General features: G+C 72.2%; 14 protein-coding genes and 1 pseudogene. 4 read left to right on the plus strand and 11 right to left on the minus strand.

Annotation, left to right across the window (positions count from 1 at the left end; genetic code table 11):
- Positions 1–89: 89 nt before the first annotated feature.
- Complete coding sequence (locus tag ACI2LY_RS20495) at positions 90–926, minus strand: undecaprenyl-diphosphate phosphatase (RefSeq protein WP_388998396.1); 837 nt, start codon at positions 924–926, stop codon at positions 90–92.
- A 222-nt stretch (positions 927–1,148) separates the two neighbouring features.
- Positions 1,149–1,433 (minus strand): ArsR family transcriptional regulator, encoded by a 285-nt coding sequence (locus ACI2LY_RS20500; protein WP_404708392.1) that lies wholly within the window; start codon positions 1,431–1,433, stop codon positions 1,149–1,151.
- Positions 1,434–1,665: 232 nt separating this feature from the next.
- Here ACI2LY_RS20500 and ACI2LY_RS20505 point away from each other — a divergent pair, with 232 nt between their 5' ends.
- Entirely contained in the window at positions 1,666–2,067 is a 402-nt protein-coding gene (locus ACI2LY_RS20505; RefSeq protein ID WP_393593035.1) for a MarR family winged helix-turn-helix transcriptional regulator, read from the plus strand.
- Positions 2,068–2,290: 223 nt separating this feature from the next.
- Here ACI2LY_RS20505 and ACI2LY_RS20510 read toward each other — a convergent pair whose 3' ends face one another.
- The 3 genes from ACI2LY_RS20510 to ACI2LY_RS20520 form a co-directional block, all read right to left on the minus strand.
- Complete coding sequence (locus tag ACI2LY_RS20510; RefSeq protein ID WP_388998405.1) at positions 2,291–2,695, minus strand: SseB family protein; 405 nt, start codon at positions 2,693–2,695, stop codon at positions 2,291–2,293.
- Between the two features lie 285 nt (positions 2,696–2,980).
- Entirely contained in the window at positions 2,981–3,532 is a 552-nt protein-coding gene (locus tag ACI2LY_RS20515) for a cysteine hydrolase family protein (RefSeq protein ID WP_404708393.1), read from the minus strand.
- Positions 3,529–5,034: a purine-cytosine permease family protein gene (locus ACI2LY_RS20520; RefSeq protein ID WP_404708394.1), complete on the minus strand. Its 1,506-nt coding sequence runs from the start codon at positions 5,032–5,034 to the stop codon at positions 3,529–3,531. Before ACI2LY_RS20520 ends, ACI2LY_RS20515 begins: the two co-directional genes overlap by 4 nt.
- A 236-nt stretch (positions 5,035–5,270) precedes the next feature.
- Here ACI2LY_RS20520 and ACI2LY_RS20525 point away from each other — a divergent pair, with 236 nt between their 5' ends.
- The 3 genes from ACI2LY_RS20525 to ACI2LY_RS20535 all read left to right on the plus strand — a co-directional run bounded on the left by ACI2LY_RS20525 (position 5,271) and on the right by ACI2LY_RS20535 (position 8,279).
- Positions 5,271–5,924 (plus strand): heme oxygenase (biliverdin-producing), encoded by a 654-nt coding sequence (locus tag ACI2LY_RS20525; RefSeq protein WP_404708395.1) that lies wholly within the window; start codon positions 5,271–5,273, stop codon positions 5,922–5,924.
- A gap of 99 nt (positions 5,925–6,023) precedes the next feature.
- The gene (locus tag ACI2LY_RS20530) at positions 6,024–6,485 is read left to right on the plus strand and encodes a MarR family winged helix-turn-helix transcriptional regulator (protein WP_404708396.1); all 462 of its coding nucleotides are present in this window, start codon (positions 6,024–6,026) and stop codon (positions 6,483–6,485) included.
- Positions 6,486–6,557: 72 nt separating this feature from the next.
- Entirely contained in the window at positions 6,558–8,279 is a 1,722-nt protein-coding gene (locus tag ACI2LY_RS20535; protein ID WP_404708397.1) for an MFS transporter, read from the plus strand.
- 59 nt (positions 8,280–8,338) lie between these two features.
- On the opposite strand, the gene ACI2LY_RS20540 is transcribed toward ACI2LY_RS20535, so the two are convergent.
- The 6 genes and pseudogenes from ACI2LY_RS20540 to ACI2LY_RS20565 all read right to left on the minus strand — a co-directional run bounded on the left by ACI2LY_RS20540 (position 8,339) and on the right by ACI2LY_RS20565 (position 14,424).
- Complete coding sequence (locus ACI2LY_RS20540; protein WP_404708763.1) at positions 8,339–9,046, minus strand: FAD binding domain-containing protein; 708 nt, start codon at positions 9,044–9,046, stop codon at positions 8,339–8,341.
- Between the two features lie 143 nt (positions 9,047–9,189).
- Complete coding sequence (locus tag ACI2LY_RS20545; RefSeq protein WP_404708398.1) at positions 9,190–11,256, minus strand: iron ABC transporter permease; 2,067 nt, start codon at positions 11,254–11,256, stop codon at positions 9,190–9,192.
- 4 nt (positions 11,257–11,260) lie between these two features.
- The gene (locus tag ACI2LY_RS20550) at positions 11,261–12,238 is read right to left on the minus strand and encodes an ABC transporter substrate-binding protein (RefSeq protein ID WP_404708399.1); all 978 of its coding nucleotides are present in this window, start codon (positions 12,236–12,238) and stop codon (positions 11,261–11,263) included.
- Positions 12,235–13,098 (minus strand): ABC transporter ATP-binding protein, encoded by an 864-nt coding sequence (locus ACI2LY_RS20555; RefSeq protein ID WP_404708400.1) that lies wholly within the window; start codon positions 13,096–13,098, stop codon positions 12,235–12,237. Before ACI2LY_RS20555 ends, ACI2LY_RS20550 begins: the two co-directional genes overlap by 4 nt.
- Before the next feature lie 65 nt (positions 13,099–13,163).
- Positions 13,164–13,517 (minus strand): annotated as a pseudogene (locus ACI2LY_RS20560) (pyridoxamine 5'-phosphate oxidase family protein); the annotation flags it as partial.
- Positions 13,518–13,635: 118 nt separating this feature from the next.
- Positions 13,636–14,424, minus strand: a complete 789-nt coding sequence (locus ACI2LY_RS20565; protein WP_404708401.1) for an SAM-dependent methyltransferase — start codon at positions 14,422–14,424, stop codon at positions 13,636–13,638.
- Positions 14,425–14,646 lie beyond the last annotated feature (222 nt).

A 14,646-nucleotide genomic window follows, 5' to 3' on the forward strand; every position in this document is an offset into this window, starting at 1 on the left:
CTGTCAAGGCGTGACGAGCCGGTACGCGCACGGGGTGCGGACGCCCATGTGGTCCGGGCGTCCGCACCCCGTGCGGTGGGCGCGCTCGCTCAGTTGCTGAGCGTGCCGGTGGCGAGGAGGCCGATCAGGGCCACACCGACGACGATCCGGTAGATCACGAAGGCGTTGAACGAGTGCTTGGCGACGAACTTCAGCAGCCAGGCGATGGAGGCGTAGGCGACGACGAAGGAGACGACGGTGCCGACCACCAGCGGGGCGGCGCTGACGCCTGCGCCCAGGGCGTCCTTCAGCTCGTAGACACCGGCGCCGGTGAGGGCCGGGATGCCGAGGAAGAAGGAGAGGCGGGTGGCGGCGACGCGGTCGAGGTCGAGGATGAGCGCCGTGGACATGGTGGCGCCGGAGCGGGAGAAGCCGGGGAAGAGCAGCGCGAGGATCTGCGAGCAGCCGACCAGCATCGCGTCCTTGAACGACGTGTCGTCCTCACCGCGCTTGTGGCGGCCCATCTGGTCGGCGGCCCACATGACGCCGGAGCCCACGATCAGGGAGCCCGCGACCACCCAGAGGGAGGCGAGGGGGCCGTCGATCAGCGGCTTGGCGGCCAGCCCGACGACGACGATCGGGATCGTGGCCGCGATCACCCACCAGGCGAACTTGTAGTCGTGCCGGTAGCGCTGCTCGGGGTTGAACAGCCCCTGGAACCAGGCGGTGACGATCCGCTTGATGTCCTTGAAGAAGTACACGAGCACGGCCGCGATGGCGCCGACCTGGATGACCGCGGAGAACCCGACGACGGACTTGTCGTCCACGGGGATGCCCATGAGCCCCTCGGTGATCTTCAGGTGACCGGTGGAGGACACCGGGAGGAACTCGGTCACCCCCTCCACTACTCCGAGGACGACGGCCTGACCGACAGAGATGGCGCTCATGGATTCCAGTTCTGGGGAGAGGGGGTCGACGGCGGTGCGGACACGTCTTGGCGCGCCCGTACGGCACCGGCGCGGACCGCTCCGGAGCGCCGCCCGCGCGTACGGCAGCGTAGAGGCACCCGGGGTGTGGGACGGAACGCGGCCACGCGCGCTCCGGGCGGAACCTGGCTCGCTCACAACGACTTCTTACCGTCGGTGCCCGTATTGCCCGGTAAGCGAGGATCACCAGTTCTTCTCGAAAAGCTGGGCCACCTCGGCGATGCGGGCCTCGTCGCGGCGGTAATAGGTGCGCAGCAGCCGACGGCGGGGGCGCAGCAGACCGAGGCGGGTGAGGAAGTCGAGGTGGGCGGCGGCGGTCCGGCGGGGTACGCCGAGCTTGGCGGCGACGGCGCGCGGGGTGACGCCGGTTCCGAGGGGGTCGAGGCTCGCCGGGGGGAAGTGGGCCGCCGGGTCCTTGAGCCACTCCAGGACGGTCTGGCGTACGCGACCCGAGGGCGTGCCCATCATGTGTCCGCCGCCTCCCCTCCCTCGGGTCCCCCGTGTGCCGTGGTCCCACTGTGACGCAGGCGGCAGGGGTGCGTCCGGCTCTCGGTGCGGGTTGTCCGGTACCGAACTGCTGGCGGGGCGGGGGCCGTGGCGAGGTGGGGTGAGGCGGGCGGGCGGGTTCGCCCGTACGGCGGCTTGCGCCCGCACTAGTTGCACAGTCAACGATTGGCTGGATCGGTGCTACGGTGCGGGTATGGCAGTCAAGACGGGCGAGGGTGCCCGGCTCGAAGAACGTTGGCGGGACATCCTCGCGGTGCACGCGCGCACGATGTGCGAGATAGACCGTGCCCTCCATCCGCATGGACTGGGCGCCAGCGACTTCGAGGTGCTGGACATCCTGGCCGCGGAGACCCCCGTCGAGGGAGACCACTGCCGGGTGCAGAACCTGGTCGGCCGGGTCCACCTCAGCCAGTCCGCGCTCTCGCGGCTCATCGGGCGGCTGGAGAAGGAGGGCCTGGTCGAGCGCTCGGTGTGCGCGGAGGACCGGCGCGGGGTGTGGGTGAGCCTCACCCGCAAGGGCCGCGACCTGCACGCGGAGGTACTGCCCCTTCAGCGGGGGGTGCTGGGGCGGATGCTGGCGGAGTCGACGGACTGAGGTCCGAACGCACATGAGCGCGTCCTACATAGGCGCGACGTACATGGGTGCCGTCCACCTAGGCGCGACACACATGGGTGCTCCGCACACAGGCGCAACGCACATGGATGCGGCCCACATGGGTGCGGCCTACATGGGCGCGCCACACATAGGCCCGGCCCACACGCCAGACACACCGTATGGCGAAGCCGCCCATGTGCGACTCCGCCATACGTGAGGCGGTTCAGCGCGCCAGCAGTGTCCGCACGCCCTGCGAGGTGAGCGTCAGCCCGTGCTCCGAGCTGCCGTCGATCGTGAGCGAGAGTTCCTCCTCGGGCCACTGGGCGGCGAGGGCGCCGAGCTGGATCAGCCGGTAGCGGGACACGGAGGGCAGCAGCCCGGCCATCTCCAGCTCCGAGGTGAACACCGGAACCACCTGCTCGCCGCCGGGCTGCTCGAGTACCGGCAGGGCGACCATCGTGGAGTCGGCGCCCTCGGCGTCCACGGCCTCGTCGGGCATCGGGACGAGCACGTCACTGTGCGCGAGGGTCTCAAGGGCGGCCTGGTCGTCGGTGTTGACGGTCAGCACGTCCAGCGCCTGCTGGGCGGGCGTCGGCGTCGGAAGGTCGTCGTGTGCGGGTGTCTCCATGGCACATCCCCAGGTAGTGCGGTCGTACGGGCTCACGCTGGGCCGGGGCCCGAGCGCGCTCCCGGCCGCGTACCCATCCGTGCCCGGAGCATGCGCGCGGGTTTCCCGCAGGTCCCAGCCCCGGCCAGGCCCCGGTCCCCGGCGCCCCCTAGGGCCGAGCGATGCGCGGGGCCACCCCAAGCCGATGAACGGTTCACCCGATCAGACGGCAGGCACACCATCACGGCAGACAGATCCCGCACCTCCCAGCACCCGGCCCAGGCCCCCACCCCCCGATCCCCGGCCTCAGCCCCCGGCCAGCACCGCATCAACGGTGGTGACGCGGACGAGAGGCCGATACAAGTCCAGTACATGCAGCGCCTCGGCATGCGCCTCGTCGTCCACGCCCGCGCACGCGTCCGCCACGACCAGCACCTCGGTGCCCGCGTCGGCGGCGGCCAGCGCGGTGGCGAGGACGCAGCACTCGGTGCTGACCCCGGCCAGAACGAGACGCGAGCCGGGGGCCAGACAAGAGGCAAGTCCCGGCGTCCACTTGCCGAAGGTCTCCGCGTCCAGCACAGGAGCGCCCAGACCGGCGAACTCCCCCGTCAGCCGCCACAGTTCCGCGTCCGGAGGCTGGAGAGCGAAGGGCCACTGTTCGTAATAGGCGCGCCAGACCCCACTGGGCCGGGCGGGAGCGAGGAAGCGGGTGAACACGACCCGGCCCCCGAACGCGGGCAGCAGCCGCACCACCCCCGCCGCGGCCTCGGCGTAGCGCGGGGTGGCCCAAGGGCTGCCCGGGTCGGCGAAGACGCGCTGCATGTCGATGACGGCGAGCAGCCCCGCTACGGGCGTCACGCGCCGTACATCCCGTGGGCCGGGGCGGGGCTCGGCGGGAGGGCCTCCTGTGCGCGTACCCGGCGCCGGCCCAGCAGCAGGGTGCCGAGGAGGGTGAGGGCCAGGGCGACCAGGACGCCGAGGTTGGCGTGGGCCCACTCGCCGGACCGGCCGCCGAGGCCGAGTGGGCCGAGGAGGTAGCCCTGCCAACTGAGCCAGGCCGCGGCGGTGTTGGTGACCAGGCCCCAGCCGATCGCGGTGGCGCCGAGGGTGAGGACGAGAGGCAGGACGGGGGCGTCGCCGTAGCGGCCGTCGGGGCGGTAGAGGTCGCCTTCGTCGTAGTCGCGGTGGCGCAGGGCGAGGTCGGCGAGCATCACGCCGCACCAGGCGCCGATGGGGACGCCGAGGGTGGTGAGGAAGCCCATGAACTCGCCGAGGAAGGCGCCGCCGTAGAACACGATGTAGAGGGAACCGGCGATCATCAGGACGCCGTCGAGGAGGGCGGCCAGATAGCGGGGCACGCGCAGTCCGGCGGAGAGCAGGGCGAGTCCGGAGGAGTAGATGTCCAGCACCGCGCCGCCGACCAGGCCGAGTACGGCCACCAGGGCGAAGGGGACGAGGAACCAGGTCGGCAGGATGGTGGTCAGCGCGCCGATGGGGTCGGCGGCGATGGCCCGGCTCAGCCGGTCGGAGGACCCGGCGAGCAGCAGGCCGAAGGCGAGCAGGAGCAGCGGGGCGGCGGAGGCGCCGAGGGTGGTCCAGCCGATGACGCCACGGCTGGAGGAGGAGCGCGGGAGGTAACGGGAGTAGTCGGCGGCGGCGTTGACCCAGCCGAGTCCGAAGCCGGTCATCATGAAGACCAGCGCGCCGATGAACTGCTGGGCCGAGCCGGCCGGGATGGCGCTGACGACGGCCCAGTGGACGTGGTCGGCGACGAGGGCGACGTAGACCAGGGTGAGCACGCCGGTGATGATGGTGATCATGGTTTGCAGGCGCATGATCAGGTCGAAGCCCATGACGCCGCCGACCACGGTGAGCGCGGCGACGACGAGGAGGGCGACGGCCTTGGTCTCGGTGCCGCCGCCCCAGCCGAGGCGGCTGAAGACGGTGGCGGTGGCGAGGGTGGCGAGCGAGGCGAGTACGGTTTCCCAGCCGACCGTGAGTATCCAGGAGATGACGGACGGCAGGCGGTTGCCGCGTACTCCGTAGGCGGCGCGGCTGAGGACCATGGTGGGCGCGGAGCCGCGTTTTCCGGCGACGGCGATGAGGCCGCAGAGCAGGAACGAGGCGACGATGCCGAGGACTCCGGCGGCGAGGGACTGCCAGAAGGAGATGCCGAAGCCGAGGGCGAAGGCGCCGTAGCTGAGGCCGAGGACGCTGACGTTGGCGCCGAACCAGGGCCAGAAGAGGGTGCTCGGGGTGCCTTTGCGGTCCGCGTCCCCGATGACGTCGAGGCCGTGGGTCTCCAGTTGGATCTGGCGGCCGTCGGCTCCGCTGTCGTGGGGGTGCTGCGGCTGCGTCATCGGCGACCTACCTGTCCTGACGTGTCGCGTCCAAGCTAGGCGGGCAGGTTGAGGGGCGCAAGGAACGACCCGGCGTCAGCCGCTGGGCCGGACCGGGGCGTTCGTACGGGAGGTGGTTGGCACCCCTCCCCAATGACATTAGGTTAGGCTAACCTAAGCATGTTGCCGACACCCGGTCGGCAACGCGGCGGCCTCCGGTCCTCCGCGTGACCGCGGGCCCTGCCAGGGAGGCAGCGTTGTCGACACCCCTCTTCTCCTCGGTCATCCGCACCGCGAGCCAGGACCGGCACACCGAGGCCGAGCAGGCGCCGTTCATGGGCGCGCTGCTGAGCGGCCGGTTCGGCGTGGACGCCTTCGCCAGGTACACCGAGCAACTCCTCTTCGTCTACCGCGCGTTGGAGGAATCCGCCACCTCCCTGGAGGGCGATCCGGTCGCGGGCCCGTTCCTCCGCCCGGAGCTGCGCCGGGTGGCCGAGCTGGAGCGCGACCTGCGGTACCTCCTGGGCGAGGACTGGCGTGACCGGGTGGCCCCTCTGCCCGCCACGGAGCGGTACGTCGCCCGCATACGTGCGGTCGCCGCGAGCTGGCCGGCCGGATACGTGGCCCACCACTACACCCGCTACCTGGGCGACCTGTCGGGCGGTCAGGTGATCCGGCGGATCGCGGAGCGGACCTGGGGGCTGGAGAGCAAGGGCGACGGAGTCCGCTTCTACGTCTTCGAGGGCATCGACAACCCGGCCGCCTTCAAGCGCGAGTACCGCGAGCGGCTCGACGCGCTGCCGGTGGACGAACTGGAGAAACGACGCGTGGTGGAGGAGTGCCGGTCGGCGTTCGCGCTGAACAACGCGGTCTTCACCGACCTCGGCACCGTCTTCCCGGCCACCGCCTGATCTCCCCCGGCCCGGTGCGGTCCCGTTCAGCGGGCTCGCACCGGGCTTTCTCGTCCCCGAAGACTTGATTCACCGTACACGCATCTGCATAATGGAGTTATGCATAAGCGGGTTATGGACACCGGCCTCACCGAGACCTCCCCGGAGACCTCCGTCGAGGATCTGATGCTCGCCGTGGAGCAGTTGGTGCGCCATGTGCGGCGCAGCGCCACGGCCGGGGGCCTCAGTACCGCCGCGTCCTCGGCGCTCGGCAGGCTGGGCCGTGAGGGGCCGCAGCGGCTGACCGAGCTGGCGCGGGCGGAGAACGCCACCCAGCCGAACATGACCCAGCTCGTCACCCGCATGGAGCGCGCGGGTCTGGTACGGCGCGCCGCCGACCGCACGGACGGGCGGGGTGTGCTGGTGGAGGTCACCGAGCGGGGCGAGGAGGTGTTCCGGGAGCGCCGGGCCGAGCGTGCCGAGGCGCTGGGGCAGCTCGTCGGCGAGCTGTCCGAGCCGGAGCGGCAGGCCGTACGGGTCGCGCTGCCCGCCCTGGCCCGCGCGATACAGGAGCGTTCCTGAGCCATCCGTCGGAGCTCTCCGGCGCCGCCACGGCAGTGCCGGGGAGCGCGACCTGACTGGAGAGAAGCGGTAATGAGTGCACCGCGTGGAAGGGCCGCGAGCCCGTTCCGGCAGCCGAAGGCCGTCTGGGCCGTGGCGTTCGCCTGCGTGATCTCGTTCATGGGCATCGGGCTGGTCGACCCGATCCTGCCCGCCCTGGCCGACAGTCTGCACGCCACACCGAGCCAGGTGTCCCTGCTGTTCAGCAGCTATCTGATCGTGACGGCCGTCGCGATGCTGTTCGTCGGCTGGTTCTCCAGCCGCTTCGGCGCCAAGCGCACCCTGGTCGTCGGCCTGGCGGTCATCGTGGTCTTCGCGGCCCTGGCCGGGACCACCGACTCGATCGACGGCATCGTCGGCTTCCGGGCGGGCTGGGGACTGGGCAACGCCCTGTTCATCGCCACCTCCCTCGCCGTGATCGTCGCCTCGGCCAGCGGCGGCTTCGGCGGCGCGATCATCCTGTACGAGACCGCGCTCGGCCTCGGTATCGCCGTCGGGCCTTTGCTGGGCGGGGAGTTGGGGGCGATCAGCTGGCGCGGGCCGTTCTTCGGGGTGGCCGCGCTGATGGCCGTGGCGCTGGTCGCCACGCTGGCCTTCGTCCCCTCGATGCCGAAACCCGCGCGCCCCACCTCCCCCCTCGCCCCGCTGAAGGCGCTCCGGCACCGGGGCCTGCTCACCATGGGCATCATGGCCCTGCTCTACAACTGGGGCTTCTTCACCATGCTGGGCTATGCGCCCTACCCGATGCGCCTGGACGCCCATGAGCTGGGCCTGGTCTTCACCGGCTGGGGTCTGCTGGTGGCCGCGTTCAGCGTGTTCTTCGCCCCGCGCCTCCAGGCCCGCTTCGGCACGGCACCGGTGCTGTACGCCAACCTGCTGGGCCTCGGCATCGTGATGGCGGTCATCGCGGCGGGGGTGGGCAGTCCGACGACGGTCATTGCGGCGGTCATTATTTCGGGCTGTTTTATTGGAATTAATAACACTTTGACCACGCAGGCCGTCATGCTCGTCTCCCCCGTCGAGCGTCCGGTGGCGTCCTCCGCGTACGGCTTCCTGCGGTTCATCGGCGGTGGTCTCGCGCCGTTCGTCGCGGGCAAGTTGGCGGATGCCACGGATCTGAGTGTGCCGTTCTACCTGGGTGCGGCGACCTTCGTGCTGGCCATCCCGGTGCTGGCCAGCGGGCACGGGCTGCTGCGGAAGGCGGAGGAGCAGCCGGAGGAGGAAGTGGCCGTCGCGCCCTCGCTCACCGCGGTCGGCGCGCTCATGGAGGCGGGCGTGCCTCGGGTCATCGTGGCGGTGGGCGCGCACGGCGGGGCACCGGCCATCGTGGACGCGGCGGCGCGGCTCGCGCGGGAGACCGGCAGCCCGCTGGAGGTGGTGCATGTCCGGGAGACGGTCGTGGTGGAGGAGCAGGCCGTGGAGCCGGAGGGTGCCGAGGATGCGCAGGCCGCGGTCTCGGCCCATCTCGCCCGGCTGGCCGCGCACGGGGTGACCGCGTCGGGGCAGGTCCTCACCAGCGTCGGCGACCATGCCGCCGCCGGACGGGTGCTGGCCGAGCACGCGGCGCGGGTCGGTGCGCGGGCGGTGGCGGTGGGCCGTTCGCCGCGCGGGCCGCTGACCCAGTTCACGGACGGCAGCCTCACCTCCGCCCTCACCCACGGCGCGTCCTGCGACGTGCTGTTGGTGGACGCGGAGGCGGTGCCCCGGCAGTTGACCAGGGGCGCACTGGCGGAGCTGCGCGACAGCGCGGTCTGAGCGCGGTACGACGATGGGGGGCCACGGCGTGCGGCCGTGGCCCCCCTTTTTCTAAGACTTCAGCGGGACAGCAGCCCGTTGACCTGGTCGTGGACCGCCGTCCGGGCGGCCGGGATGTCGCTCAGGAGCGTCGGCCCGAGTGCTGCCAGCGGCTCCTCGGGGTCGGTGCCGCACTCGGTGGTCTCGCTGATGACCTCGTAGCCGTCGCGGACGGCGATGTTGAGGCGGTGGCGGCCGTCGCCGAGGGCGTGCAGGGCGGAGGCGACGACGAGGGGCGGTGGTCCGCCCGGCTCGCCCTCGTGCTTGCGGTAGGCGCTGGCCACGGGGGTGCGCCAGCGCAGGCTGAGCAGGACGGGGCTCTTGGCGACGACCTCGGCCAGGTCGGTGTCGTACACGCCGGTGGAGGTCAGGACCGAGGCGCGGGTGTCCAGGACGAGGGCGGCCGGGAGCAGGCAGCGCAGGGTGCTGCCCGCCAGGTTGCCGCCAACGGTGGCCGCGCGGCGTACGGCGCCGGTGCCGACCGCGCCCGCCGCGCGGCGCAGGACCTCGGGGACGCGGTCGTCGACGCGGTTGAGGACGACGGCGCCGCCCAGTTCCTCGGGGCCGAGGACGTTGGCCTCGGGCAGTTCGCGCAGCGACATGGCCTGGGCCGGGAACCCGTCGCGCTGCCAGGTGGCCCAGACCAGGGTGGCGCCGCCTATCGGGACGGCTCCCTCGGCCAAGTAGTCCCGCGCTTCGGTAACGGACGTGGGCAGACGCAGCAGCACAGTGGCCAACCTGCTTTCCTCGGAGGGGAGTTCGGCGAGCGGCCGCCTCCGTCGCCAGGGGCATTCTCGCCGTACGCCGAGGGGCGCGTACAGGGCTCATGGATGCGCGCCCCGTGCGCCCCTCAGCGCTCCCCGCAACTCGTTCAGCGCCGGGTGCGGATCAGCAGGTACAGGAAGTACGGCGTGCCGATGACCGCGGTCATCAGACCGGCGCCGAGTTGGGCGGGGGCGATCACGGTGCGGCCGATCAGGTCGGCAACGCAGACTAGGACGGCGCCCAGCATGACGGCCACCGGGACCACCCGGGTGTGGCGGCGGCCGACGAGGGCGCGTGCCGCGTGCGGGGCGATCAGGCCGACGAAGCCGATGGAACCCGCGGCGGCGACGGCCGTGGCGCTGAGCAGGACGCTGACCACGAGCAGCCCGAACCGGGCGGGTGCCGTGCGCAGTCCGAGCAGCCTCGGCGTGTCCTCGTCCAGGGAGACCAGGTCGAGTTCGGTGCGCCGGGTGACCGCGATGACCAGCCACACGGTGAGCGCGCCCGCCACGGGCAGGGTGTCCGTCAGGGTCCGCCCGTAGGTGGAGCCGGACAGCCAGGTGAGGGCCTTGGTCGCGTTGAACGGGTCGGTGAGCACGATGAGCAGCCCGATGAGCGCCGTCGTCGCGTACTGCGTGCCGACGCCCACCAGGACCAGCCGGTGCTGCCCGAACCCGCCCCGGGCGGTGAGCCCGAAGACGACGACGGCGGCCACCGCCGCCCCGGCGAACGCGGCCCCGGCGATGCCCCAGGACCCGGCCATCGGGGCCGTCGTCACGAAGAGGACCGCGCCGAGCGCGCCGCCGCCGGAGACGCCGAGGATGCCGGGTTCGGCGAGCGGGTTGCGGGTGACGGCCTGCACGAGGGTGCCGGAGAGGGCCAGCGCCGCGCCCGCGAGGAGCGCCGCGAGGACCCTCGGTATCCGGGTGTCCAGGACGAAGGTGACGGAGTGTCCGGCGAGGCCGCCCGCCCAGTTGACGACGTCGCCGAGCAGGAGCTTGGTGTCGCCCAGCAGCACCCCGGCGACGACGGCTCCGGCCAGGACGAGGGCGAGCACGGCCACCGTGACCAGGAACGTGGTCCGGCCGACCAGGCGTCCCCGCTCGGGGGTGCCCGCGGCGCCGGTCTCGCGGGCGCGCACGGCCATCCCGACGAGGAACAGCGCGCCGAGCAGGCTGGTGACGACGCCGGTGGGCACGGCCACGGCGGACTGGGCCGACACCAGCAGGCGCAGCAGCACGTCGGCGCCGAGGACCAGTGCGGCGCCGGTGAGTCCGGCGACGGGCAGGGCGGCCCGTACCCGGACGAAGGGCCGGATGTGCCGGGCGAGGGGGCGTACCAGCGCCGGGGCGCAGAGGCCGACGAAGCCGACGGGTCCGGCGAGGGTGACCGCGGCCGCGGCGAGCAGCGAGGCGCACACCACCACGGTGATCCGGGTGTTCCGGACCGGTACGCCGAGTCCGCGCGCGGTCTCGTCGCCGAGGGCGAGGGCGTCCATCCGGCGGGCCGTCAGGAGCAGTCCGGCGAGGCCCGCGAGGGCGACCGGGGTCATCTGGAGGACGCCGTCGAAGCCGTTCTGGGCGATGCTGCCCTGGTTCCACTGGTAGAGGCCGTTGGTCCGCTCGGGGAAGAGCAGCAGCAGGGCGTCGGTGACGGAGGACAGGCCGAGGGTGACGGCGCTGCCCGCGAGGACGAGCCGTACGGTGCCCGCGGCGAGGCCGGACAGGGACAGCACGACGGCGGCGGCGGCGAGCGCCCCGGCGAAGGCCACGCCGGAGGAGGCGAGCAGGGGCAGCGAGACCCCGGTGACGCCGAGCAGGCCGAGGCCCAGGTAGGAACCGGCGTTCACGGCCAGGGTGTCGGGTGCGGCGAGCACATTGCGGCTGACGGCCTGGAGGGCGGCGCCCGCGATGCCGAGGGCGGCGCCGACGAGGAGCCCGGCGGCCGCGCGGGGCAGCCGGGAGGCGACGACGACGGAGGCGTCGCCGGGGTCGGCGCGTCCGGTGAGCGCCTTCCACACCTCGGGGGCGCCGACGGCGGCGGTGCCCTGGGCGATGTCGACGACCGCGAGGGCGGCGACCAGCAGGACGAGCAGGGCCGTCACCGCGACCGCGCCCGTCCGGGTGGTCACGGCTGCTCGGCCGGGGGCGGGGACTGTCGCGGTGACGGCCATGGTGCTACTTCGTCAGGACGCCGGTGACGGCGTCGATGTACGCCTGCATGGACCGGGGGCCGCCGAACATCCAGATGCCGTCGGGCAGCCGCTGCACGGCGCCCTTCTTGACGAAGGGCAGCGCCTTCCAGGCGGCGTTCTTGGCGAGTTCCTTCTTGAACGGGTCGCCCTCGCTGTCGCTGCCGATGTACGCGAACTGCGTGTCGCCGCCGAGCGAGGACAGGCCCTCGACGTCGGTGGCGGCGAGGCCGTAGGCGGGGTCGCCCTTGAGCTTCCAGGCGTTCTTCAGGCCGAGGGCCTTGTTGACGGAGCCGAGCTGGGAGCCGTCGGTGTAGGCGCGCAGGGACACCTGGTTGGCGGCCACGTAGCCGTCGGCGAAGGCGATCTCGTCACCGGCGTGGCCCGCGCCGGTGAGCTTCTTCTTGGCCTCGGCGACCTTGGCGTCGAAAGTCTTGGTCGCCTCGGCGGCCTGGGCGGTGGTGCCGGTGGCCTGGGCGATCAGGTCGAGGTTCTTCTTCATCCGCCCGATCTGGTCGGTGGCGTCCGCCGACTTGACCTCCAATACCGGGGCTATCCTGCGCAGTTGCTTGACGGCGGCGGCGGGCAGGTCGGTGGTGGCCACGATGAGATCAGGGCTGAGCGAGGCGATGGTGTCCATGCTGGGCTCGCCGCGCGTGCCGATGTCCTTGGGGGTGCCGCGCAGCGGGGCGGCCGTGTCCCATGTCTGGTAGCCCTTGACGTCCGCGACGCCGACCGGGTCCACGCCGAGCGTGACGAGGCTCTCCACGACGTTCCACTCGGTGCCGACGACGTTCTTGGCGGGGCCGTCGAGCTTGATCTTCGCGCCGGTGTCGTCGGTCAGGGTGATGCTCTTGGCGGCAGCCTTGTCCGTGCCGGAGGGGGCGGGTTCGGTGGTGCCGCAGGCCGTGAGGGCGAGCGTGCCGGCGGACAGGGCGGCGAGGGCGATGAGGTGGCGTCTCATGAGGTGGTGCTGAGCCTTCCGGTGCGTGCGTGGTGGCGGCCGAGGGCACGGGTGCGCGGTCGGCCGGTCAGGGGGTCGGTGTCGACGTCGACGCGGATGCCGTAGGTGGCGGTGAGGCGTTCGGCGGTGAGGACGTCCTCGGGGGCGCCGTCGGCGATGATCCGGCCCGCGCGGAGCAGGGTGATCCGGTCGGCGACGGCTGCCGCCTGGTCCAGGTCGTGCAGGACGACGCCGACCGCGATGCCGTGGTCGTCCGCCAGGTCCCGTATCAGGTCGAGGAGTTCGACCTGGTAGCGCAGATCGAGGTAGGTGGTGGGTTCGTCCAGGAGGAGGACTCCGGTGTCCTGGGCGAGGCAACTGGCGAGCCAGACCCGCTGGAGTTGGCCGCCGGAGAGGTGTTCGGCTCCCCGGTCGGCGAGTTCCGTCAGGTCGGTCAGCGCGAGGGCGCGCCGTACGGCGTCGGCGCCGCCCGCGTCCGCGCGGGTCCAGCGGGTGCGGTACGGGTAGCGGCCGAACTCGACCACGTCGCGCACGGTCAGTCCGCCCGGGGTGGGGCGGCCTTGAGTCAGCAGGGCGACGCGGCGGGCGAACTCGCGGGCGGTCAGGGCCAGTCCGTCGACCGTCTCCTCTCCCGGTTCCGCCAGCGTGAGCTGGGCGGTGCGGGGGCGCTGGAGGCGGGCGACGGTGCGCAGCAGGGTGGACTTGCCGCTGCCGTTGGGGCCGACGAGTGCCGTGACCTGGCCGGGCCGGAGCGTGAGGGCCACTTGGTGCACCACGTCCGTTCCGTCGTACGCCACGGTCACGTCACGGGCGGTCAGTTCGTGACCGCGCGTACGGATTGTCTCTTCACCGGAACTCACGAGGGAAGGTTAGCCTATCCTTACCTCGACTGATCACCCCCTGACCGGGACACTCTCCACAGAGGTCAGCTCTCGGGCCAACCGGACGACTCCCACAGGCCCGAGCGGCGCAGCGAGGCCGGGCAGTGGAGGTAGATCTCGTCGATGTCGAGCACGAGCGCGAGCAGGGGGCGTCGGCCGCCCTGGGCCATCGCGGCGAAGAAGGGGGCGTCGGTGAGGAGGCGGGCCCGGCCGTTGACCCGGAGCACCTGGGTGCCGCCCGGGATCAGGTAGAGCAGTCCGGCGTGCGGGTTGTCCAGGATGTTGTGGAAGCTGTCGGCCCGCCGGTTGCCGGGGCGGTCCGGGATGGCCAGCATGGACGGGCCCAGGACGTGGGTGAAGCCGGGGCCGTCGCCGCGCGGCGAGATGTCGCAGTTGCCCTGGCATGCGCGCCGGAACGCCCGGCCCGCAGCCGTGTCACACGGACCCATGCTGCGGGCCCGGCTGATTGCCCGGCACACATTATCGGACGTTAGGTTCGGCTTACCTAAGTGGTGGTCAGGGGAGGCGCGCCACCCCGGCGTAGATCCCGCTCTTCTCGGCCGCCGGGGCGTCGCCGTCCCTGAACCACTCCGTGGCCGTGACGAGGCCGGGGTCGACCAGCTCCAGGCCCCCGAAGAAGCGCCGGACGCCCGCGCGGTCGCGGAAGCCGAGCCGGATGCCGCCCTTGGCGTACTCGGCCGTGACCTGCGCGGACAGCTCCGGGAAGATGTCGGAGGAGGCGTGGGAGAGGACCAGGTAGCTGCCCCGCGGGAGGGTGGCGAGCAGGTTGGAGACGAGCCCGTAGGGGTCCTGGTCGTCGTTGATGAAGTGCATCAGGGCGATCAGGGACAGGGCGATGGGCCGGTCGAAGTCGAGCGTCTGCCGGGCGTTCTCGATGATCGCGGCCGGGTCGCGGACATCGGCCTCCACATACTGAGTGGCGCCCTCGGGGCGGCCGACGAGCAGCGCCTCGGCGTGCCGCAGCACGATCGGGTCGTTGTCGGTGTATACGATCCGGGCCGTCGGCACGACCCGCTGGACGATCTGGTGCAGGTTCGGCTCGGTCGGGATGCCGGTGCCGATGTCGAGGAACTGGTCGACGCCCTGCGCGGCGAGCCAGGCGACCGCGCGGTTCATGAAGGCGCGGTTCTGCCGGGCGCCGTCCCGCGCCTCGGGAGGCAGCCGCTCCCCCACGGCCTCGTCCACGGGGTAGTTGTCCTTGCCGCCGAGCAGCCAGTCGTACACCCGAGCCGGGTGAGCCGTGCTGGTGTCGATCTGCCGGGGGCCGGGTGTGCCGGTGGTCATGGGCGGACTCCGTCATGATTCTGGCCGGTGCGAACACAGACGATCATCGAGTGATGGACGTCATTCTGCATGCGTGGCACGGGAGTTGACCAGGCCGGGGTGCCTGCGGACCGCGCCGGGGGCCAGGTGTGCGAGGCGTCCGCGCACGCCGTCGGGGCGGGGCGGGTGACCGGGTCCGATCACCCGGGGGCCGGGGTGTGACCCATGACCGACCCTGGTCTC

The sequence above is a fragment of the Streptomyces sp. NPDC002176 genome, from assembly GCF_044903645.1.
In the GTDB taxonomy this organism is placed as follows: Bacteria; Actinomycetota; Actinomycetes; order Streptomycetales; family Streptomycetaceae; genus Streptomyces.